Source organism: Yinghuangia soli, assembly GCF_021502675.1.
GTDB classification, from domain to species: Bacteria; Actinomycetota; Actinomycetes; order Streptomycetales; family Streptomycetaceae; genus Yinghuangia; species Yinghuangia soli.
Window position 1 is genome coordinate 114,017 of record NZ_JAKFHA010000021.1, and the last position, 20,605, is coordinate 134,621.

The window sequence follows — 20,605 nt, forward strand, 5'->3', positions numbered from 1 at the left end:
GTGTTCACAAGACTCGTTCGAGCTTCGGTTCGCTGCCTACTGGCCGCCGGCGGCCTCCTGCTGCGAGCTGTCGCGCTGGCGTTGGTCGTGCTGGGCATCCCGTGGGCGCTGGTGTACTTCGTCGGGAATCCGATCGCTGCCTTCGACCGATCGCACTCAGCTGGAGACGCATGGGCGCAGCTCTCCCAACCACTTGGCGATGCAACTCTTATCTATCTGCTCGCCGCTGTCGCCTGGGTCTGCTGGATCGGCATTGTCGTCAACGTTCTCCGCGAACTCGCTTGGTACGCCGTGCACATGCCGAACTTGGCGCGTCGAGTCGGTACTCGCTCTGCGCATGAGGCGCATGTCGAGGGCCTGTCCGCAGTGCGGAGCATGGTCGCGATGCTTGTCGGGGGCATGGTCCTCACCCTGCTGCGGTCCAGCAGTGCATCGGCAATGCCGGTGGACGGACCGATGCGCGCGCCGGGAGTGGTGCGCACCGCCGTCTCCACGGCGTACGCAGGAACTCCGGAGTTGTCATTCGAGGGGCGCGGCACAGCTCCGACCTCGGCAACAACCCCATACGTCGTCCAGCGAGGAGACACACTCTGGGACATCGCCAAGCAAGAACTTGGGGATCCGTGGCGCTGGCCGGAGATCTACCAAGCCAGCAAGGAAGTCACGCAACCCGACGGCAGCCGACTGCGTAATCCGGACCTGATCTATCCGGGGTGGACACTCCATTTGCCGACGCCCCAGGCAGATCCAGCCACTGACCCACCACCATCGGTCGATTCTCCCGTCGAACCACCGGAAGCAACGACGCCGCCCGTGCCACCGCCGAACGTCCCACAACCCTTCGTCCCGCCCAGTTCAGCCCCGTCTGCCGCTCCCTCGGCACCGTCGGCGCCGGCCGCACCACCTTCCGCGGCCGACCACGGGTTCGAACTTCCCGGCGGCGCCTACGTCGGTCTTGGACTTGTTGCAGCCGTTGCGGCAGCAGCGGCAACGGTACGACTCAGACGCCGCCGCAGGTACAAGCCGGGCAGCGGCAAACGAGACGACCTCGCGATGGAACCCATCGTCCGCGCCATGATTGGCACTCACAGTCTGGCCAGTTCACCGACAGGCCCTGTCGGAGCGGGGGATGCCGCCAAGGCGCGCTCCCAGGACCCTCAGGTCGCGAGTGGTGCGCGCGCCACGGCAACCCTTGCTCAGACCGAGTCGCAGGTTGGCCTGGCACTAGGCATCCTCGACGGCCGCTCAGAAGCCCTCACCATCGCCCGTAGGAGCGGCCTGAGCGTCCTGGGGCCCGGCGCTCATGACGCGATCCGTGCGCTGCTTGCCAACGCCGTCGCGCTCGCAAGTAGCAGCACTCACAGCCCCGTTCAGGTAGGGCTGACTACAAGCACAGCTGAAGAGCTATTCGGCGGCACAGCGTTAGGACCGCCCCCACCTGGCCTCGTGATCGCCGAATCTCTGAGGACAGTTCTGGATGCTCTCGATGAAGCCGGCGGCCCGCCGGCACAGAGCGCGGCTGGAACGCTGCAGGCTCCCCCGACGACATATCTGGTCGCAATGCCCGGTGAGGACGACGAGGATTTGCTCACCGAAACGCTGTCCAGCCCGTCTCGGCCCACCGTGCTGCTCTTGGTCCGCTGGCCGGCGGTGCCCGAGATCACGGTTGATGCAGGCGGATACGTTCAAGCCGCCAGCGCGTCTATCACCAGGAGCGTGTCCGGCCTCCGATTGTTCGCCCTGGGAGTCACCGACACGACCGACGTTCTGCACCTCCTCCGCGAAGCGAGCCCACAGATCGGACCCGAGCCGGCATTGCCTGCAAGGCGCATCGCGGCACGCGGGTCTGGTACCGGTACAGCACCACCCTCCGGACGCCGTGCTGATGAGGCGCCTCCTCAGCCCCCAGGTCCGCCCAATTCAGGCCGCGGCCTTGGAGGTAGTCGGCCGGACGCCACAGCACCGCAGCCACGAGAGCCCACCCAGGATGGCGTCTCACTGGAACTGAGACTGTTGGGACCAAGGCGCCTGCTACTACGCGACGCCGGGGACGTCCAAGACATCACCGCAGCGCTTGCTCCCAAGCAGCACGAGATCCTTGCTTATCTGGCTGTCCACCAGGACGGCGCCACCCGGGCTGCTCTGGGTGCCGACTTGTGGCCATCGGCACCAACCACCAGGCCGTACAACAGCCTTCATGCCACGCTCAGCCAGATGCGCCAGGCGTTCCGCGCAACCACTGGGGAGCGCATTGACGACGTCATCATGCATCGTGCCGGACGGTACGCACTTGATGCCGAGAGACTCGCCGTGGACCTGTGGCAGGTCCAGGCGGACATCGAGTTGTGCCGAGATACCCGCGCAACGGAGGATCGCCACGACATCGTCGAGCGGGTGATTCAGTCCTATCGCGGTCATCTGGCCGTCGACGTGACCAGCGAATGGGCCGAGGCGCCTCGGGAAGCCTTGCGCCGCGACGTCCTGGATACCTTGAGCACCCACGCCCACGCGCTGCAATCAGCCGCTCCTGGTGACGCCTTGGCTCTGTTGGAGCAGGCACGTCAGCTCGACCCGTACAACGAAGCCCTGTACACGGGCATCATGCGCTTGCAACGGCGGCTTGGGCTACTTGACCACATTCCGCGCACGCTGGCCCTGCTCACGACAGCCCTCGCCGAGATCGAAGAGACGCCCAGCCCTGAAGTCCAGCACCTCAGCCGGCAGTTGCGTCGTCCACATGATGGCGAAGCCGCAGCGAGCTGAAGTACCGAATTGGCCCGTCCCACATCCCATCCACCAGCCCCGGAGCAGGCTATCCGCAGGGGCATCCGACCAAGCGGATACCCCTGCGCACGGCAAACCTGCAGGTCGCGGCCGCCCTGAGCACATCCCGAGCCAGGTGCAACTCGCTACCAGGTACCGGACTGGTCAATCGGCTCGGCGACCGGCACTGGCTCCGCGAGGCGGGACTTCACCAGTTCACCTGCCCATTCAATTGCCTAACTCCTTCGCTGGTCCGCGATACATTCAGCACCCACTGAATCCCGAATCACGATCATCAAGAATACCCACTTGCGATGCATCAATTAGTTCCAATCCTGCAATCCGCCAAATACGCCAACTGATTACATCGGGGCCAATGGCTGACATTTGCAGCAACGTCAGCACATTCCCATCATGCCCTGAATTAACACACAAATAGATGACGCCGACGTCTTGCTTTCCCTGCCATTCGCGAGACAATGGAATTGCAAGGCATTGCGCAATAGGGCGCGTGCCGCGCATGATCGGGGAATCTCGATGCTGAACAAGTCGCCCGGAATTCGTGGACGATGCACCGACTCTGTGACGCCGGCAGACATGGCACGAGTCACGGAAGATGATTTCTATGAATTGGCACGGATCGCGCGCGCGTACTGCCGCACCGTCGACGCATCGCGCGGGCGGAAGCGGATGGACGGAAGTGCGACCATGGCGCCGAACGGCGCGCCGCGCTACGGCACCGACGATGTGAGCGACGACGTCACCCAGGATGCGGTACTGATCTTCGCTCGCCGGCTTCGTCAGATCATCGACTCGTGCGACCCGTCGGCCGTCTCCGTCGCGACGCGTGAGGCAGAGTCGTGGCAATACGTCCGCAAGGACGGTCGTACGATCATCGTCGGACGCACCAAGATCATGTACTGGTCGGTCCGCGACGCTGCAGCGCAGAACGGATACCGCCTCGATGTTCCGGCAGAGCCCATCGACACCGTGCCCGGCGCGCAGATGATGCGCGGCGCGCCGCATGCTGACGTGCTGCCGACTCTTGCCATGGGTCCCGCGTTCGCGGCCAACAGTGCAACTATCTTCCGCTCCGCGTGGGGGGACGGGTCTGATTTCCGCACCCTGGGTGCGGTCATGCGCATCGCCGGCCGCGCGGACAACCTGAAGCGGGCCGGCATCATCGGGCAAGCTGCGCAAGAGCTTCACGGTGGGCCGCGCAACTCGTCGTGCAAGGTCCAGCGGACCGGCGACGATGCGCGCCGGGAGTGGCGGGAGCTGACGTCAAGGCTTGACGAAGTCCGGGAATCTCTCGTCTATCAGGGCGCGCAGCGGCCTGTTTCCGAATGATCAACCGAACAACGTTTGTGGCGCACCCAACCGGGTGCGCCACACATTTTTTCGGCATTGAAGACTGACAGATTTTCGCATTGATCGGTATTCAAGCACACGGGCCAACCGTATTTATGCAGAAGACCGGAAGCGCGCCGCTGGAATCAACCGTCCGTAGATTCTCGCACCGTGATCGGGATTTTAGGGCCACCGCACAACGTATTTAAGTGAAGGCGGAAACTGCGGCCACGGCATGCGGTTCCGACCTTTGCGCAACTCCTCTTTCTGAACCGCCTGTCCGAGACGACAGAAATCGATGCTTGGCGCACAGAAGCGCAGCACATTTCCGACTCTCGACACCCTGCAGTGTCTGCGGTTCGCCGGTGCCCGCCTACCTATTCAAGGACATCCGAGGTGGGCCGGCGCCGGGGCACCGCAGGAAGGGAGATAACTCGTGACCGTGGTTCAGACCGAGGATGAGCGCGCCGTTTTCACGGAATGCCGCGCTGCCCGCAAGTACGGATCGGTCATCAGCGATGCGTGTGCACGCACCATCGCAAGTTGGTACGTCGACGACAGCGATGCCGAGTCGCATGGGATCGCGTTCATGGCGACCGGCGAAGTGCCGGATTCCGGCGCGCTGTTCCGCGAGTTGACCGGGGACGGCGATCGCTACGTCGGCGCGTCCGCGCGACACCGTCGCGCAATCGAACAGTTCGCGGTCTACCTCTTGGCGCGCACGGCCGCCGGTCCCGTACCGGAGTGGTCGGCGCTCTGGGCTTCCGCCCGGCAGAGGTGACCCCTCGCGCCGGCTCTGCCGGCGGCAGAGCCGGCGGAAGGGAGAGAAGCATGCACTTGCACGTAGGGCAGAACATCCCCGGCTATCTCCCGGGGGCCGAACCGATGTGCTTCAGCGTTCTGGCGAGCGCAATCGAAGCCTATCGACACGAACTCCGCGACCTGCAGGGCGACTACGCCGAACTGTGCGCCGCAACCACCGATGAGCTGCAGAACGGTTGCTGCGAATGCGCGTGGTGCGACGTCGCCACTGACGTCGAAGCGGTGCTCTCTGCGATCGCCGACGGCGACGTCGCCTACGCACTTACCCACGCGTCCGACGGCGAACAGCGCTCGTGGAACACGACGTTCCGGCCGCCCGAGGGCGCCGACGTGTGCGTCTGGATCACCGCAATGACCGACGCGCTCGAGCGGTGCGAGCTCGCTGAGGTCGACATCTGCTGACTGCCGCCGCCCGCTGTGCGGTTCGGCGCCTCCTCACCCGTCATCCCCCGTCCGCGGGTGAGGAGGTCCCGAACCGCACAGGAGGGAACTCAGGATGCATGTTCAGGTGTGCCGACTCGAGCACGGTCCCGCGGGGATCTTCACCTCGAGCTCGGCTGGGCTTGATCCGTTTTGACGGACACCCTGGCTGGGGGGCTGCGGCCTCTTGGGGAGGATGTCCATCATGGAGAGCATGGGGAAGAAGAAGCCTCGGGCTCGCCGCTCGTTCACGCCGGAGTTCAAGGCCGAGATCGTCGGCTTGTGCCGGCAGGGCGACCGGTCGGTCGGCCAGGTCGCGAAGGACTTCGACCTGACCGAGACCGCGGTGCGCGACTGGGTCAGGCAGGCCGAGGTCGACGCGGGCGAACGCGACGGCCTGACCAGCTCGGAGCGGGAGGAACTGGCCGCGCTGCGGCGGGAGAACACGCGGCTGCGCCAGGACGTGGAGATCCTCAAGCGGGCCACGGCTTTCTTCGCGAAGGAGACCCGGTGACGGTCCACCCGTTCATCGAGGCGGAGAACAGCGCAGGTCACAGCGTCAAACGCGCCTGTGAACTCCTCAAGGTCTCCCGAGCCGCCTACTACCACCGCCGCACCGCCGCCCCCGGCCCGCGCGCCGTCCGCGACGCCGAACTCACCGAGCAGATCACCGCGGCCCACCGGGCTTCGCGCGGCAGCTACGGCGCACCGCGGGTTCATGCGGTCCTGGTCCGCGACGGCGCCCGTGTCGGGCGCCGCCGCGTCGCCCGATTGATGCGCCAGGCCGGCCTTCAAGGCCGGCACCGCAGACGCGGGCACCGCACCACCGTCCCCGACCCGCACGCCGCAACCCGCCCGGACCTGATCGGCCGCGATTTCGCCCCCGGTCCGGCGACCGGATCGGCGCGGTGGTGCGGCGACATCACCTACCTCGCGACCGGCGAAGGCTGGTTGTTCCTCGCCACCGTCATCGACTTCGCCACCCGCAAGGTCGTCGGCTGGGCCACCGCCGACCATCTGCGCACGTCCCTGGTCGCCGATGCCCTGCGCGACGCCGTCCGGCGGCAGCGACCCCAACCGGGGACGATCTTCCACGCCGACCGCGGCTGCCAATACACCAGCTACGAACTCGCGCTCCTGGCCGCTGGGTTCGGCATCCGGCTGTCCGTCGGGCGGACCGGAATCTGCTGGGACAACGCGGTCGCCGAATCGTTCTTCGCCACCCTCAAGAGCGATCTCGACACCAGCCGGCCCTGGCCCAGTCGGGCCGCCGCCCACCGCGACGTCTTCGAATACATCGAAGGCTGGTACAACAACCGCAGGCTGCACAGCAGCCTCGGCTACCGCACACCCGTCGAATACGAAGCCGCACTTGCGGCCTGACCACCACAACGACGGTGTCCGTCAAAGCGAAACAAGCTCAGGCTTTCGGTGACATCCCTTCGGGTGTGGGCGCCTTGCGGGACGCCCTCGCAGAGGTCCTGCGCCGCTACCGCGCGTTCGGCCGGTGCGAAGGGTCGATGATCGGCGGTGTCCACGGGGTGTGCCAATGCCCGTGGTGCCTGGCACGGGCGCAAGTCGAAGCATGGCTGCGCCACATCACGAGCGGCGACCTATCGGCGGAGTTGGAGAACGTCCGCCGAGACGGCGGGGGCGCCCTGTCAGTGGTGTTCGAACCCCCCGAGGGGCCGACGACCGTTCACTGCATCGCAGTGCTGGCCGACGCGCTCGATCCCCCATCCAACGACTGATCTCTGCGTCGGTCGGCGCCGCGAGCCACCGCGGCGCCGACCGACGCGGTCCGGAGCTGACCATGAACGAGATCGACTGGCAGCCGATCACCCACGTGTGGTCGCAGTTCGGCCACCGGTTCTACTCGGCTGGCTGTGCTCACGACGACGGATCGTCGTGCGAACAGTGCATGACGTGCGGAGCGCGGTACGAACTCCGCCCGCGCGCCGACGACCCCGGCGGCGGCGACTACCAGACTGCGAACGGCGACGACCCGACGGACTGCACCGGCGACACGGCCATGTGCCACGGCGACCAGCCCTGCCAGGCCGACAACGGGCGCCCCTGCAACGACAGCACGGAGCCGTGCCCGCACGAATCGCATGAGTGCAACTGCCTGCTCTGCACCGGCTGAACACTCGTGCACTCTGCCGTCTGACGCCTGCCTTCAAGACCGCATACACACCGCGGCCCCAGCGTTCTGAACTCCATACACCGGTGGGGCCGCGCCGCGCACCGAGGAGATGAGAATGGCCATACCCAGATTTGCCACGCACAGTTGGGCCGTGCGGCGTGCTCTGGCGAACCGCGAGTCCTTCCGGACGTACGGTGCGTTCCGAGCGGCGTTGGGCGAGCCCGCGAGCCGTGGCCGGCTGCCGGCGGAGTGGTGGGACGTGATCCGCGACCACCGCGGACGCATCCGCTACACCGTGTACAGCTACGTGACCCCGATTGCGTGGGTTCTCGACGACGACACCGTCGTCGTCCCGCAAGTGCGCTATTCGATCACCACGAGTGGCCACCAGGGACTGCTCTACGCCCTTAACGCTGAGGCGGATTCGTTCCCGTTGGACATGCCGCGACGCGCCTGGGCACCCATGCGGGCCCCGGAGTCGTGGGGCTGGCCGCTCGCCACCGAGTGCCCGGCGGACCCCACAGCGCTGCCGCAGGAACCGATGTTCCCTGCCGCACCTATGCGCGCGCACGGCGACGACCCGGTTCCCCCCGCGGCCGTGGTCCTGGCACGCATTCAGGCTGCTCTGGAAGCGGTCGCAAGCGAACCGCCCCCGTCGCTGTTCTTCGACGGCCCGGACAGCCTCCTGGACGCGCCCGACCTGGCCTACAGCGCCGAGTGGTGCGGCACGGCATCCACCGGCTGACCGCGCTGGTCGCCCGGCTGCCGGTGGCCGGGCTCCAAACCCAACCCGACTACAAGGAGGTGATCACCGTGCGACCTGGAACTCCTGGTGGACACCGCGATCGGTACTCCGATCCGGAGCGCTGGGCTCGGCAGGTCACGGACAAGGTGATCGCCGCATGGTGGCGCGCGCGAGTCGGTGGCGATATCGCCGTGCCGATCGGAACGGTCGCCGCACTGGCTTTGACCCGCCGTCAACCGCAGCTGGATCGCGACGGCGGCGGCCTCGAGCTTGGACTCGAAATCCAAGCCATGAGTCCCGCAAGGTTCGGCGCGTGGCTGAAGCTGGCCTGGGGCCTGCAGTGGTTCGAACGGCCCGACCTCGTTGAGCGAGCCCGCATCCTGCACGAATGGCTCCACCTCGATGACCGCTCAGCCGAACGGCGTCTTCGGGGAGCCCACGACGTGGCGCTCGCTGCAATCGACGCCGGCTTGTTGGAGTTGGTCGCCGACACCGACTACCGGCATGCGGTGGACTTGTTCGGACCGCTCATCGAGCAACTGCGTGCAGCGGACGACAAGCGTGCCCGCGGGGACTTCTACACCCCGGCTTCAGTGTCGCGAGCTGGAGTAGGAATCACCTTCGGTGGCGCGGCGTCCGACCTTGTTCCGGGCTCGGCCTTCATCGACCCAACCGCCGGTTCTGGCGGTCTACTGCGTGCTGCCGCGGAGGAATTGCGCGACCGAGGGCTCGATCCCGCGGACTTCGCCTGGCAGGCCAACGACATCGATCCGGTCGCTGCAGGGGCGTGCGCCGTCAACTGCATCCTTTGGGATCTGGGTCCGAACAGCGTCGTCGCTTGCTCCGACGTCCTGATGCGCGCCGACAGCATCCAGAAAGCACGAGCGGAGGCCAACGTGTGGCTCCGACGCCGTGACGCCGAGCTCGCACGGCTCCAGTCGCTGGCGGCGTTCCGCCATGCCAAAACCCTCCTTGCCGCGGTCATGCGACCCGACCAAGACGACCCCACAGACCGCGCCCAACAGCCCAAAGCCTGAACTCACAGCCGCCGGGCCGGGCCACTCCCGGCCCGGCGTCCCGCAACCAACCACCGTCCCGACTGGGAGGTTCACCATGTCCAAAGAGACCCTCGCCTGGCTCAACGCCAACGTGCTCATCGGCTTCACCGACCAGCGCGAGCACGCCTGGCACTACCGCGCCGCGCTCCAGGGGAACGAGCCCAACCACTACCCGGGCGCCATCCCCATCGACGACGTCAAGCGCCGGCTCTTCAGCTGGGTCCCCATCTCCAGCCCCCTGTTCGTGAGCGGCAGCGCGCCCGGCACCTTCGACGAGATCCCCGGGCGTCAGGCCATCCGGCGCAGCGACACCGGCCACGTCATGGGGATCTTCACCGACTCGTACGAACCCCACCAGTACGACGTCTGGCTCCTCGACACCATCGGGCGACTCCTCGACGCCGACCTGTCGATCGGCTCCGCCGGACTGCTCCGCGACGGCGCCGTCGCCTGGGTCTCGGTCGAGGTCCCCGAGACGATCAAGACCCCAGAGGGCGTCAGCTTCCGCCCGCACCTGTTCGGCGCCACGTCCTTCGACGGCTCGTTGGCCACCACGTTCAAGCGCGCGGTGACCAACATCGTCTGCGACAACACCATGGCCGCTGGCCTGGCCGAGCACGGCCAGCAGATCAAGATCAAGCACTCGCGGCACTCCATGCTGCGCCTGGACGAAGCCCGCGACGCGCTGAACATCGTGTACGAGATCGCCGACGACTTCGCCGCGGAGGTCAGGCGGCTGTGCGAGATCACGGTGACCGACAAGCAGTGGGCCGGCTTCCTCGACGCGCACGCAGAGCTGCCCGAACAGCCGGGCCGGTCGCGCTCGATGGCCGAGCGCAAGCGCGAGACGCTCGCCCAACTGTGGAACCACGACATGCGCGTCGCCCCGTGGCGTGGCACCGCGTACGGCGTGGTCCAGGCGGTGAACACCTACGTGCACCACGAGCAGACCGTCCGCGGAGCCGAGCGCGCGGAACGGAACATGCTCCGCGCCGTCACCGGCGGTGTCGAGGAACTCGACCTCGCCACCCTGACCACCCTCGACAAGGTGCTGGGCGGCCTTGCTCTGGCGGCCTGACGGCACGGCGAGGCCGGCGGTGCGGAACACAGCGTCATACCGCACCGCCGGCCCAAGGCTTCGGCTTCGGCTTCGGCTTCGGTCAACCTTGGTCTCACCACCCACGATGCGGAAGACTCAGCAGCGGCCAGGAGGTGAGCCATGAAGATCGACCTTCGCGAAGCAGTCGAAACCGCCGAGACGCTACTCGCCGAGCTGCGCAAGTGGGACGGCCACGAGACCAACGACACCAAGTCCCGTGCAGCCACACGCGAACGCACGGAGCTCACACGCACGTTGCTCTACCTCTCCCATTTGGCAAACAAGGTGGGTGTCGAGGTCATGGATGAGTACCACGCCTACAAAGCTCGTGGCGACAGCCCATTGAACGAGGCCGACGGCGCCTAAGCGGGCTCAGCGTTGTCGAGGGAAACGCTTCTTGACCGCGGCCTCGGCACCGCGCACGACGGCGTTGGCCCAAGGATGTAGAACAGCCTCGGCGCGCCAAGGCCACAAGCTTCACTTCACTACCCTCTAAGCCGCGACAACCCCGAGGACAGACGCGCATGGCCTCTTCGATCCCTGCCGATGTCGCGGCTGCCGACATGCGCCGACTGGGCAAGGCCGAACCTTTGGAGCCCTACCCTGGACGCGCTCGCGAACCGTGGATGTGCCGCCACATTCCATGCGGGCAGATCATCTACCCGAATCGCAACAACGTCATGAGCGGTCAGGGTTCCTGCGTCTGGTGTGCACCAAACGCCCCAAAGAACCCGGAAGCAGCCCGGTCGGCGATGTTGGAGCACGGCTTCATCGTGCTTATGGACTTCCCCGGTACAGGCAAGCCCTGGTTAGCGCAGTGCGTCACCGCTGAGCACGTCGTCGCCCCTCGGTACGACAACGTCATCGGCCGCAACGGCGGCTGCCGCTTCTGCAAGCGCCACGGACCTGGAGACCCGCTCGAGGCCGTCGCCGATATGCGCGCTGCCGACTTTCGTCCGCTGGAACCGTTCAAGAACATCGCGTCGCCCTGGCTGTCGGTGTGCGAGCGATGCGCGAAAACCTCCACGCCCCGACTCAACAACATCCGTACCAGAGGAGCGTGTTGCAGGCACCGTGCCCGCTACGGGCTGGATCCCGGTGCCCCGGCCCGCTTGTACATTCTCTCCCACTCCGGGCACGGAGCCGTGAAGATCGGCATCACAGGAGTGCGCACCCGCGAGAATCGCATCGCACGGTTCCAAGGCCAAGGCTGGGAGCTGTTCGCTCAACTTCCCTTCGCCACAGGCGCTGACGCATACCGCGTGGAACAGCACGTTATCCGGCACCTTCGAGCGAAGGGGCATCCCGCCTTCCTCAGCGACACAGAGATGCCAATCGGTGGCTACAAGGAGACCTTCGACAGCGCGTCCGTATCGGTTGAGCATTTGTTAGAGCTCGCGCGGGTAGAACAGCAAGCACGCAGCGAGAATCCGGTTGTCTTAGCCAACTTGACCCTGGTACATCAGGCGGCCGGGCGCGTGGCGCCGTAGTAATCGTCGCCGACGCGGCGGTAGGGCTCGGTGCGGACGAGGGCGCCGGTGTACGGGGCGTCCACCATGAGGCCGTTGCCGATGTAGAGACCGACGTGGTGGATGTTGGTTGTCGTGCCGTAAAAGACGAGGTCGCCCGGGAACAGGGGTGCGCCCGGCGGGACCTTGGGGCCAGCGGCGTACTGGTCTTGGGCAACGCGCGGGATGGTGATGCCGGCGGCGGCGTAAGCGGCTTTGGTGAGGCCGGAGCAGTCGAAGCCTCCCTCGCTGGGTCCGTCTCCGCCCCAGACGTAGGGGGTGCCGATTTGCGCCTGCGCGAACGCGATAGCGATCGCTGCGGCTGCGCCGGGTTGCTGTGGAGCTGTGCCGGCGGGAGCGGCGTACGTCGCGGCCTGGTCGAGGACCTTCGTCACGTACCACTCAGCATGGTTGTAAGCGAAAAGCGCCCCGCGGATGTCGCGACCGCCGCGGGCACCGTCCTGGCAGAGCTTGTCGGCGGCGGCCTGGATGGCATCGGGCGGGTTCCAGGGTGAGCCGGCGGCGCCTTGTCCGGTCCACGTGGCGGGGAGGAACTGCATGGGGCCGACGGCACCCGCAGAGGAGACTTGGATCGGGTCGCGGCCGTGGTCTGTCTCGACTTTGCCAACGGCGGCGAGAACGGTCCAAGGCAGTCCGGGGCACGTGGCCGCGGAGCGCTGGTAAAGCACGAGGTAGGTCGCCGGTATGTCCTTCAGCGCGTCAGCGCTGGCGGCCACGGGCGAGGTGACTGTCGACGTGAGCAGCTTCCCGATCGCGCCGACGATGGCTGTCGCAGCCACGGCAACGAGGATGATCAGCGACACGACGACGGCGACGGATGCAGCGGCAATCCTTGCGAACATGATCTGCTCACCGCCGACTGGCCGAAGAGTCTGGAGACGGTGGCATCGGCGACGGGGGCGCAAGCTGGATCGACCCGCGGGCTGCAGCGTTGGGCGTCGCCACAGGGGCTTGCGGTGCCGTGACGTCTGAGGGTGGCGGCGTTACGTTCGGCCATGCGGCGGTGAGGTCGATGAGCGGCATGCGCGTCGTGGCCTGACGGCTCAGTGGAAGCCAGCCTGCTTGCGACGGGTCGATCGCCTCGTCGAGGACCGCTTGTTCGATGCTGGCTGTCGCGATGGGCACGACGGCTGGGTCAGCCAGATACGGCACGGATTCGGCGAGTGCTCGGCGAATCGCTGCTTCGCGGGTGACAGTGCTGGTCCAGAAGAGAACCGGCGTGACGATGCCCGTAGTGACCGCGAGCCGCGCGTAGCCGGCGATCTTCGTTGCGAGGCGGGTGGCCGGGCGCTCGCTGCCGGTGTCGTACTCGAGGAACCATTCGAGCTCGTTGTCTTGGGTGTCCCAGCGGCCGTAGGCGTCGGGTCTGACGGCGTCGCCGAAGAGCTCGGCGCAGCGTGCTTCGGACCACCACGCGGTGAGCCGTCCGGGACTCCCGCTCTGACGGCCATGGTTGATGAGAGCGCTGAAGAAGTCGTTGACACCAAGAGTGTGTGCGAGACGCAGTGAATGGGCGATGCCCAGCGCGCGGTCGACGTTGAAGCCGAGTTGCTTGGGTTCGAGGTCATGTTCGTACGCCAGGACGGCGGCGCCGCCGACGTCGAGGACGTAGTGCATCTGTGCCGTGCCTATAGCCAGGCGCGGCTGGAACCTGTCCAGGACTCGCCATCGGTACAGGTTGAGCAGACGGAGGTTGGCCACGCGCTGGCGGGACCAGGCCAGTTCGGTGATCTGGCGAGTGGTGAGGACGCGGTGCTCGTAGAGCATGTGTGCAAGCCATCGGTCGCGTGGCGTCAGCCGGTTGGCGAGAAATCCGAGATGGCCGGCGCTCATGGCCATCGTGGTGGTCGGTCGGGGAACGACCGCGCCGCGGAGGGCTTGTTGTGGAGTGGGTCGGTTGATCATGGCGTGCCTTCTCAGGATTTCGTCGGGGTCGCCGGCTCAGCTGGGCCGGCGAGGATCGCGTTGCGCCGAATGGTGCTGCGCCTGGCGTGGCGTCGGCGACTGCGCGTTGGCTCGGGCAGCGAGGCGTATGTGCCGCGCCCGTCCGGGCACCGCAGGTGGGAGCTGAAGGGTGGTGCCTGTGAAGGCCGGGGACTCGGCAGCATGGACCACGGGACGTATGGCGACCTGGAACTTGCCGAGGTGGGAGAGGTCGTGCTCAGTCAGCTGCGGCATCGTGTGCCGGGACAGCTGGCGGGCATCCTCAGGCGAGGCGTTGAAGAAGATCTTGGTCCGGGCGTTGGCGCTGATGCCTTCCGCCAGTTCGCTGGGGAGTTGCCCCAGGTACTGGTGCGCGAGCGCGATGGCCAGCCGGTAGCCGCGGGCTTCAGCGAGCATGTCTTGGAGCGGGTACGGCAGGGTCAGAAAGTTGTGGGCCTCGTCGACGTATAGAGACGCGTCGCGTCGTTGTGACTGCGGGACGCGGGCGCGGCAAGTGGCGGCCTGCCAGGTTCGTGCGACGACGATGGATCCGACCAGACGGGCGGTCTCGGTGCCGAGTGCATCGCGAGCGATCCGGACAAGGCAGATGCCACCGTTGTCGAGCACGGACTCCATGTCGACCGTGGACGCCCCGCCGGCGATCGCCGACCGGACGAAGGGCCGTAGCAGGAAGCTACGGAGCTTGTTCATCAGCGGCGCGGTGATCTGCGCGCGGGCGGCATCGGAGAGTGCGTCATAGCCAGCCCAGAATCCGAGCAGGACGTCGTCGTGCAGTTGGCTCAGAGCCTGCGCGCGGAACGCCGGCACCGCAAGCAACCTGGGCAGATCTGCCAGCGTGGCCGGACCGGACAGCAATGGCGGTCCGGTCAGCGCGCACAGTGTGAGCAGCCCCGCGCGCAGGATGTCTTCGGTTCGGGCGCCCCAGGAGGCCGCGTAGATACGGGAGAAGATCCCGACGAGGTTGTCGACCGCGCGAGCGGGGTCGCCCTCGAGGGGGTTGAGTATCGGCGGACGTGAACGGCTGTCGGCGTCGAAGAGAACGACTCGCGCACCCGCGTCCTCGGGCAGGCGCATCATGATGTCGGTGACAAGGTCGCCCTTGGGGTCGACGACCACGACACCGCGTCCCTCCGCGACGTCGTGCAGGACCAGCCTGGCCATCAGCTCGGACTTGCCGGATCCGGTTGCACCGATGATGTGCAGGTGGTGCCGGGCGTCCGAGACCCACAGACCGATAGGACGTTGGCGTCCAGCGTCGCTGACCGCCAGCGGCTTGACGTCCGGCCCGGCGGTGGCGACTCCGGGAGGCGGTGCAACAGCACTGGCGCCGGCACGTTCGAGGCCCGGGACAGCCGGGTCCCAGGGCAGGTGAGCGATGACGGCGAGCTCCGGTACGGAGAGGAGATCCCCGCGGTCGAGCCGACGTCCGCTGAGCGTCGAGATCGGATTCTTCAGGCGCCTGCGCCGGTAGTAGTTGTGCTCGGTGAACGCAGCAGCTGTAGCCGCGGTGGCGTGGGCCCTACTGCGGAGTCGGCCGTGGAGACCCGCCCGGAGACCGTGGTTCTGCAACGCGTCTGCGCCAAGGACATTGACCACGGCGTACCGCACGCGGGTCTCAAACACTCCGCCTCGCAGCTTCGCCACGATGGCGCGGTCCTGCGCATTCGCTTCGATCTCGCCTTGGCGCTGCGCCGACGGAGTAGTCGGCCGGCCTTTGGTCGCGCCCTTCGATGGCCCCGGAGGCAGAAGGTCGAGAAGAAGCGAGGCCATACGAGCGGCCGGGCGGACTCCAGGTTGGTGGGCTGCGCGGCGTACCCGCGCGACGCGCCGTCCGGCAATCGGGCGGGCGAGCACCTGGAGCACGGTGACCTCGCCCCCGCCGAGTCCGGTCTGAGCACCGACTACGGCACGGAGCGGGTCTGCTTTGAACTGGGTCCGGATCGGTAACGCTTCGCCGCGGTGAAGACGCAGCTCTCCGCCCTCGGCGTCGAGCTGTCCACCTGACGGAGCGGCGGGGAACGGTGAAGACGCTTTGGTCGTGTGGGTCCGGGCACCCGGCCACGCCGCCTCGATGGCGTGCTCCACGATCCCGTGCGGGACTGACCCGGGCACCCAGACTTGGATCCGGACGCCGGCCCGGCTGAACACGAACTCCCACACCAAGTGGGGCTGGCCGGTCAGGAAACGACGCCAAGCGGGCCTGAGCAGGCCGACCAGATGCCCCCACAACGCCTCAGCGCTCTCCTGTGCGACCGAAGGCGGGGCAGAAACACGAATGAGACGCGCGTTCTTGGAGAACCGCTCGTGGCAGCGCCGACGCCAGGCCGCACGGCCGAGCCCGGCGAGTACGACCAGCAGCGAGACGCACACCAGCGCAAACGGCCAGGCCCAGGCCAGCCACCCCAGCACACGATCCAGTGCACCCCCGGGATTGCGCAGGTAGTCCTGAAGCGGAGCGTCCGATACTGGGGCAGGCTGAGCCTGCCACCACCTGAACGCGCGTTCGTTCATCGTCGGCATCCCTCTTCCCGGCGCGCACGCCGGCTCTGTCATGCGGCTTTTGGGTGTGTGGCCTGGCGGCGGCCCGCTCGACGGGCGCGCTGTCGTCTGGCGCGGTCGGCGTCCACCTCGGCCTGCCAACTCCGAAACGTGCGTCCTCGAAGACGCTTGAGGTAGTGGGGAATTCGATTCGCCGGGATGCCGACCAGGCGCGGTCCCAGAACCGCTAGGAGATCGCTCGCGGCCTGTGAGTTCCAACCGGCTTCAGTGATGGCGGGCTCATCAGGGAAGACGTCGGCGACGCGGTCGACTCCTGAGTCAAGAGCCGCGTCCTGCGTTCCGCCGTAGCTGTAGACCCACAGGAAGTTCTCGGGGGGATCCGGTTCGACCATGGCCCGGAACCGTGCGACTTCCTTGGTGTACGCGTAGAAGTTCACTTCCGGCCGGGACCGGATGATTCGCAGCCACGCGGCGAGGTAGCTGTCCGAGAAGAAGTCGCCGCTGTCATGAACCCGAATCCAGGCCCCGCGGAAGCGGCCCGCGCTGAGCTCTCCGGCCATCTCGGCTTCCCAGCGCACCGGTTCGTCCAGGACGAACTTGAGGTTGGCCTGGTGTCGGGCGCGGACCACGGGCCAGGTGTACGTGCCATGGCGCGCGTAGCAGACGTGGCGGCAGACGCCCGCCGACGGGCAGGTGTTGTAAGTGCGTCCATCGGGTTCGGGGAAGCGGCCTGCCCAGGCGGGGAGCGACCAGTTCCACACGCCGATGGCGCGTAGTTCGCGGTTCTGGCGAAGCAACGTCTTTGAGCTGCGGGCGGTCATGGTCCTCCTCGTGGGAGGGGTGTCGAGTTCCGGGTCAGAGGGCTCTACTTTTGAGCCGGGTTGATCGGGCCATTCGTAGGGTTGGGTCGCCCAGGGGTGCTGGGTGTGGCTATCAGAGGGCAGCCGTCTGGTGGTTTCCAACGCTTCGCCTCCCTGCGCCCCACGACGACTCGGCCGCCGATTAGGAAGTGCGAATCCGTCGCTGTGTAGAGCAATGCCGGCGTGGTCGTCCGTGGCACAAGTCCATGCGAGCACGCACGTCAGGAGCGCGATGAGCCGGATATGGGCGGGGATCGACAGCGGCAAGGGCCATCACCACTGCCTTGCGGTGGACGCCGACGGCAAGACGTTGCTGTCGCGGCGGGTCGTCAACGACGAACCCGACCTGCTGCAGCTGATCGCCGACGTCCTGGCTCTGGCCGACGGCGGCGAGGTGACCTGGGCGATCGACATGGCCGGCGGCGAGCCCGCACTGCTGCTGGCCTTGCTGATCGGCCACGGCCAGGACGTCCTCTACATGCCCGGCCGCCTGGTCAACCGCGCTTCCGACGGCTACCGCGGCGAGGGCAAGACGGACGCCCGCGATGCCTACGTGATCGCAGACCAGGCCAGGATGCGCCGCGACCTGCGGCCGGTTCGCGCGGGCGACGAGGCCACGGTCGACCTGAAGTTGCTCACCCGCCGCCGGGCCGATCTGGTCGAGGACCGGACCCGCACGGTCAACCGCCTGCGCGGCACGCTCCTGGGCATGTTCCCGGGGCTGGAACGGGCCTTGGACGTGACGAACACCGGGCCGCTCGTGCTGCTGACCGGTTACCAGACTCCGACCGCGAGCCGCCGGGCCGGCACCGCACGGCTGGCGAAGTGGCTGGCCAACCGCAAGGTCCGAGGGGCACGTTCTCTTGCCGAGGCCGCCGTCGAGGCCGCGGCGCGGCAGCACACCGCCGTCCCCGGGGAGAAGACCATCGCCCAGCTGGTCCACACCCTGGCTCGGGAGGTGATGGCCCTCAATGAGCGGATCGCCGAGATGGACAAGCTCATCGAGGGCCGGTTTCGCGAACACGAACTCGCCGACATAGTCCAGAGCGTCCCCGGCATCGGCGCGATCCTCGGCGCCGAGTTCCTTGCTGCCGTCGGCGGCAGCCTGGGCGACTTCGACTCCCCGGACGCCCTGGCCGCCTTCGCCGGCGTCGCCCCCGCTCCGCACGACTCGGGCCGGGTCCACGGCAACCTCCACCGGCCCGTCGGCTATCACCGCAGGCTTCAACGCGTCTTCTACACATCGGCGTTGGTGAGCATCCGCTGCGACCCGAACTCGCGGAAGTTCTACGACAGGAAACGCAGCGAGGGCAAGAAGCACGTCCAAGCCGTGCTGGCTCTCGCCCGCCGACGCACCAACGTCCTTTGGGCATTGATCCGTGACCGACGGTGCTACCAAGTCACACCTCCGGTGACTACGGCTGCTTGACAACGACATTAGGAAGCGTCGAGGTCCACGCGTTCGGCAGGGTCATCGCCGAGGTCGTCTTCGTTCAAGAGCGGGTCCCCGAGATCGAGGTAGCGTTCGTCGTCCTGGTCCGAACCCGCACTCGCACGCAGCGCGAGCTCAGCGGGGTCACTGGTGATGAGGTCGTGCTCGAACGCGGACGCGATCCCTTCGAACGCGACGCGGTGGGTACCGGTGGAGAGAAGCCCCTGCCCTTGTTGGGCAGACAGCAGGAACTGTCGCTCGCCATCGGAAAGGTCGAAGGCCTGCGTCACTTCGTCGATGGCCGACGGTGCTTGGCGCAGCAGTACATGTGTGGCGGAGTTCGCCACCACGGCGCGCCCAAGGTCGGTGCCCAGCACATCGGCCGTGTCCTGGGTGGCAACCGTGAGACCTGCCCAGCGCTTGCGGCTGGACTTGACCATCCGAAAGAGAAACTCCGCGCCCGCGGGTTGCCGCATGAGCAGCCATGCTTCGTCCACGACAACCAGGCGCGGGCGCCGTTCCGACGTCTCGGCAACCTGGCGCCAGACCTGGTCGAGGACCATCAGCGTGCCGACCGACTTGAGCTCGTCCGGGAGGTCCCGCAGGGAGAAGACCACGAGGTTCCCCTCGGGGCGGCAGCTGGTGGGGCCGGCGAACATGTCGGCGAAGGCGCCGTGCACGTACGGATGCAGGCGGGCTGCGAGGTCGCCCGACAGCGGGGCCTTGCTCCGAGCGAGTGTGGCTTCGAGGTCCGCCAGGAGTGGCGCCGGACGGTTCCAGGAACGTGGGTCGTTGGTGATGCCGACGGCTCGGTAGGTCTCGGCGATCGCTCGGTCCAGCGCAGCACGGTGTGTCGGCGTGGGTTGCTCGTTGCACAACACGGCGAGGAAGGTGTGGAGGAAGAGCGAGCGTCGGACGAACGCATCACGGCTCGCGCTGCGGCGCCCGTCCGGCGTCGTCCGGATCGGCAGTTCGAAGGGATTGAGACGGACATCCGCACTGCCGAGCCTGACGTGTGTTCCTCCGACGGCTCCTGCCAGCCGCGCGTACTCGTCTTCCGGATCGACGACGTGGACCTCGACCCCGCGGTACAGGGACCTGAGGAGTTCCAGCTTCACCAGGTACGACTTGCCGGAGCCGGAACGCCCCAGGACAACGCTGTTGTGGTTGTCCTGGGCGAACCGGTCCCAATGAACGAGTCCCTGCGAAGCCAGGTTGTACCCGTATAGCACGCCAGTCGGTGCGGCGGCCGATGAAGGGTCCGGCGCGGGCAGGTCTGGACTGGTGAAGGGGAAGGCCGCCGAGAGCGCCGCGGTGTCGAACGTACGCCGCATGCGGATGAGATCCAGCCCCATGGGCAGACACGTGAGCCAGCCCTGGAGCGCCCGATAGGTCGTCGGTTTGCAGTCCATGAGCAAGCTCGCCGCAAGGGACTTCACTGTGGCGACCTCATCGGCGAGGGCGTCCTTGTCGGCCGCGTGGACGGCTACGTAGAGACCCGCGCGGAACAGCTTGCCTTCGCCGCGGGCAACCCGCGCCGACAGGTCGTACGCATCCTCGGTGGCTGCCTCCACATTGGGGTCGAGGAGATGCCCGTGTTCGTAGCTGTGGCGACGGCCGGCCTCGAGGCGAGCCAGCTGCTTCTTGAGGTGGTTGGCGGCAGTGACAGGATCGATCGGCTCGATATGCAGCGAGACGTCGACACGACCGGGGTACGTCAGGAGCGGCTGCAGCCAGCCGAGATGTACCTCGCGCGGATAGCCCGTTACCGCGAAGGTCGCGACAACACCACTGCCCACCTCAAGGTGCCGGGCACCTACGACCAGCGCGTCAGGAACGAACGCCCCGGTGGTCCCGAACGGTTGGCTATTGGCCCTGAGGTGCTTCAGGGCTCCTTTTGCACGACGCCGGATCAAGCGCGAGGCCATGGCTATGAGC

Annotated in this window: 20 protein-coding genes; 14 read left to right on the plus strand and 6 right to left on the minus strand. The window is 67.1% G+C overall.

Going from position 1 to position 20,605, the window contains the following annotated elements; all coding sequences use genetic code 11:
- Positions 1 to 2,763 carry an AfsR/SARP family transcriptional regulator gene (locus tag LZ495_RS28670; RefSeq protein ID WP_235055832.1) on the plus strand — a complete coding sequence of 921 codons (2,763 nt, stop codon included), beginning with the start codon at positions 1 to 3 and terminating at the stop codon, positions 2,761 to 2,763.
- 264 nt (positions 2,764 to 3,027) lie between these two features.
- On the opposite strand, the gene LZ495_RS28675 is transcribed toward LZ495_RS28670, so the two are convergent.
- Positions 3,028 to 3,285 (minus strand): hypothetical protein, encoded by a 258-nt coding sequence (locus tag LZ495_RS28675; RefSeq protein WP_235055833.1) that lies wholly within the window; start codon positions 3,283 to 3,285, stop codon positions 3,028 to 3,030.
- A 15-nt stretch (positions 3,286 to 3,300) separates the two neighbouring features.
- Here LZ495_RS28675 and LZ495_RS28680 point away from each other — a divergent pair, with 15 nt between their 5' ends.
- The 12 genes from LZ495_RS28680 (at position 3,301) to LZ495_RS28735 (ending at position 11,893) form a co-directional block, all read left to right on the plus strand.
- Positions 3,301 to 4,113 (plus strand): hypothetical protein, encoded by an 813-nt coding sequence (locus LZ495_RS28680; protein ID WP_235055834.1) that lies wholly within the window; start codon positions 3,301 to 3,303, stop codon positions 4,111 to 4,113.
- Between the two features lie 436 nt (positions 4,114 to 4,549).
- The gene (locus tag LZ495_RS28685) at positions 4,550 to 4,894 is read left to right on the plus strand and encodes a hypothetical protein (protein WP_235055835.1); all 345 of its coding nucleotides are present in this window, start codon (positions 4,550 to 4,552) and stop codon (positions 4,892 to 4,894) included.
- Between the two features lie 50 nt (positions 4,895 to 4,944).
- Entirely contained in the window at positions 4,945 to 5,337 is a 393-nt protein-coding gene (locus tag LZ495_RS28690; protein ID WP_235055836.1) for a hypothetical protein, read from the plus strand.
- A gap of 223 nt (positions 5,338 to 5,560) precedes the next feature.
- Positions 5,561 to 5,869: a transposase gene (locus tag LZ495_RS28695; RefSeq protein ID WP_235055837.1), complete on the plus strand. Its 309-nt coding sequence runs from the start codon at positions 5,561 to 5,563 to the stop codon at positions 5,867 to 5,869.
- Complete coding sequence (locus LZ495_RS28700; protein ID WP_235055838.1) at positions 5,866 to 6,738, plus strand: IS3 family transposase; 873 nt, start codon at positions 5,866 to 5,868, stop codon at positions 6,736 to 6,738. Before LZ495_RS28695 ends, LZ495_RS28700 begins: the two co-directional genes overlap by 4 nt.
- A 14-nt stretch (positions 6,739 to 6,752) precedes the next feature.
- Positions 6,753 to 7,106 carry a hypothetical protein gene (locus LZ495_RS28705; protein ID WP_235055839.1) on the plus strand — a complete coding sequence of 118 codons (354 nt, stop codon included), beginning with the start codon at positions 6,753 to 6,755 and terminating at the stop codon, positions 7,104 to 7,106.
- Between the two features lie 62 nt (positions 7,107 to 7,168).
- Positions 7,169 to 7,501 (plus strand): hypothetical protein, encoded by a 333-nt coding sequence (locus LZ495_RS28710; RefSeq protein ID WP_235055840.1) that lies wholly within the window; start codon positions 7,169 to 7,171, stop codon positions 7,499 to 7,501.
- A 115-nt stretch (positions 7,502 to 7,616) separates the two neighbouring features.
- The gene (locus tag LZ495_RS28715) at positions 7,617 to 8,246 is read left to right on the plus strand and encodes a DUF8033 domain-containing protein (protein WP_235055841.1); all 630 of its coding nucleotides are present in this window, start codon (positions 7,617 to 7,619) and stop codon (positions 8,244 to 8,246) included.
- Positions 8,222 to 9,283, plus strand: coding sequence for an N-6 DNA methylase (locus tag LZ495_RS28720; protein ID WP_235055842.1), 1,062 nt, complete (start codon positions 8,222 to 8,224; stop codon positions 9,281 to 9,283). Before LZ495_RS28715 ends, LZ495_RS28720 begins: the two co-directional genes overlap by 25 nt.
- 76 nt (positions 9,284 to 9,359) lie before the next feature.
- On the plus strand, positions 9,360 to 10,382 hold the full coding sequence (locus tag LZ495_RS28725; RefSeq protein ID WP_235055843.1) for a DUF932 domain-containing protein: 1,023 nt from the start codon (positions 9,360 to 9,362) through the stop codon (positions 10,380 to 10,382).
- 141 nt (positions 10,383 to 10,523) lie between these two features.
- Positions 10,524 to 10,769 (plus strand): hypothetical protein, encoded by a 246-nt coding sequence (locus tag LZ495_RS28730; protein ID WP_235055844.1) that lies wholly within the window; start codon positions 10,524 to 10,526, stop codon positions 10,767 to 10,769.
- A 158-nt stretch (positions 10,770 to 10,927) separates the two neighbouring features.
- On the plus strand, positions 10,928 to 11,893 hold the full coding sequence (locus LZ495_RS28735) for a hypothetical protein (protein WP_235055845.1): 966 nt from the start codon (positions 10,928 to 10,930) through the stop codon (positions 11,891 to 11,893).
- On the opposite strand, the gene LZ495_RS28740 is transcribed toward LZ495_RS28735, so the two are convergent.
- The 4 genes from LZ495_RS28740 to LZ495_RS28755 are packed head-to-tail and all read right to left on the minus strand — an operon-like array spanning position 11,866 to position 17,196.
- Positions 11,866 to 12,774 carry a C40 family peptidase gene (locus LZ495_RS28740; protein ID WP_235055846.1) on the minus strand — a complete coding sequence of 303 codons (909 nt, stop codon included), beginning with the start codon at positions 12,772 to 12,774 and terminating at the stop codon, positions 11,866 to 11,868. The genes LZ495_RS28735 and LZ495_RS28740 overlap by 28 nt on opposite strands.
- A 7-nt stretch (positions 12,775 to 12,781) precedes the next feature.
- Positions 12,782 to 13,837 carry a replication-relaxation family protein gene (locus tag LZ495_RS28745; RefSeq protein ID WP_235055847.1) on the minus strand — a complete coding sequence of 352 codons (1,056 nt, stop codon included), beginning with the start codon at positions 13,835 to 13,837 and terminating at the stop codon, positions 12,782 to 12,784.
- 36 nt (positions 13,838 to 13,873) lie between these two features.
- The gene (locus LZ495_RS28750) at positions 13,874 to 16,387 is read right to left on the minus strand and encodes a type IV secretory system conjugative DNA transfer family protein (protein WP_235055848.1); all 2,514 of its coding nucleotides are present in this window, start codon (positions 16,385 to 16,387) and stop codon (positions 13,874 to 13,876) included.
- Between the two features lie 38 nt (positions 16,388 to 16,425).
- Complete coding sequence (locus tag LZ495_RS28755; RefSeq protein WP_235055849.1) at positions 16,426 to 17,196, minus strand: GP88 family protein; 771 nt, start codon at positions 17,194 to 17,196, stop codon at positions 16,426 to 16,428.
- Between the two features lie 271 nt (positions 17,197 to 17,467).
- On the opposite strand from LZ495_RS28755, the gene LZ495_RS28760 reads away from it, so the two are divergent.
- Complete coding sequence (locus LZ495_RS28760) at positions 17,468 to 18,664, plus strand: IS110 family RNA-guided transposase (RefSeq protein ID WP_235055850.1); 1,197 nt, start codon at positions 17,468 to 17,470, stop codon at positions 18,662 to 18,664.
- A gap of 8 nt (positions 18,665 to 18,672) precedes the next feature.
- Here LZ495_RS28760 and LZ495_RS28765 read toward each other — a convergent pair whose 3' ends face one another.
- Positions 18,673 to 20,595 carry a VirB4 family type IV secretion system protein gene (locus LZ495_RS28765; protein WP_235055851.1) on the minus strand — a complete coding sequence of 641 codons (1,923 nt, stop codon included), beginning with the start codon at positions 20,593 to 20,595 and terminating at the stop codon, positions 18,673 to 18,675.
- Positions 20,596 to 20,605 lie beyond the last annotated feature (10 nt).

Bases quoted from the DNA above. Each gene is read 5' to 3' on its own strand.
- LZ495_RS28675 (WP_235055833.1), bottom strand. From the start codon at position 3,285: ATGCGCGGCACGCGCCCTATTGCGCAATGCCTTGCAATTCCATTGTCT.
- LZ495_RS28680 (WP_235055834.1), top strand. From the start codon at position 3,301: ATGCTGAACAAGTCGCCCGGAATTCGTGGACGATGCACCGACTCTGTG.
- LZ495_RS28690 (WP_235055836.1), top strand. From the start codon at position 4,945: ATGCACTTGCACGTAGGGCAGAACATCCCCGGCTATCTCCCGGGGGCC.
- LZ495_RS28695 (WP_235055837.1), top strand. From the start codon at position 5,561: ATGGAGAGCATGGGGAAGAAGAAGCCTCGGGCTCGCCGCTCGTTCACG.
- LZ495_RS28710 (WP_235055840.1), top strand. From the start codon at position 7,169: ATGAACGAGATCGACTGGCAGCCGATCACCCACGTGTGGTCGCAGTTC.
- LZ495_RS28715 (WP_235055841.1), top strand. From the start codon at position 7,617: ATGGCCATACCCAGATTTGCCACGCACAGTTGGGCCGTGCGGCGTGCT.
- LZ495_RS28725 (WP_235055843.1), top strand. From the start codon at position 9,360: ATGTCCAAAGAGACCCTCGCCTGGCTCAACGCCAACGTGCTCATCGGC.
- LZ495_RS28730 (WP_235055844.1), top strand. From the start codon at position 10,524: ATGAAGATCGACCTTCGCGAAGCAGTCGAAACCGCCGAGACGCTACTC.
- LZ495_RS28735 (WP_235055845.1), top strand. From the start codon at position 10,928: ATGGCCTCTTCGATCCCTGCCGATGTCGCGGCTGCCGACATGCGCCGA.
- LZ495_RS28740 (WP_235055846.1), bottom strand. From the start codon at position 12,774: ATGTTCGCAAGGATTGCCGCTGCATCCGTCGCCGTCGTCGTGTCGCTG.
- LZ495_RS28745 (WP_235055847.1), bottom strand. From the start codon at position 13,837: ATGATCAACCGACCCACTCCACAACAAGCCCTCCGCGGCGCGGTCGTT.
- LZ495_RS28750 (WP_235055848.1), bottom strand. From the start codon at position 16,387: ATGAACGAACGCGCGTTCAGGTGGTGGCAGGCTCAGCCTGCCCCAGTA.
- LZ495_RS28755 (WP_235055849.1), bottom strand. From the start codon at position 17,196: ATGACCGCCCGCAGCTCAAAGACGTTGCTTCGCCAGAACCGCGAACTA.
- LZ495_RS28760 (WP_235055850.1), top strand. From the start codon at position 17,468: ATGAGCCGGATATGGGCGGGGATCGACAGCGGCAAGGGCCATCACCAC.
- LZ495_RS28765 (WP_235055851.1), bottom strand. From the start codon at position 20,595: ATGGCCTCGCGCTTGATCCGGCGTCGTGCAAAAGGAGCCCTGAAGCAC.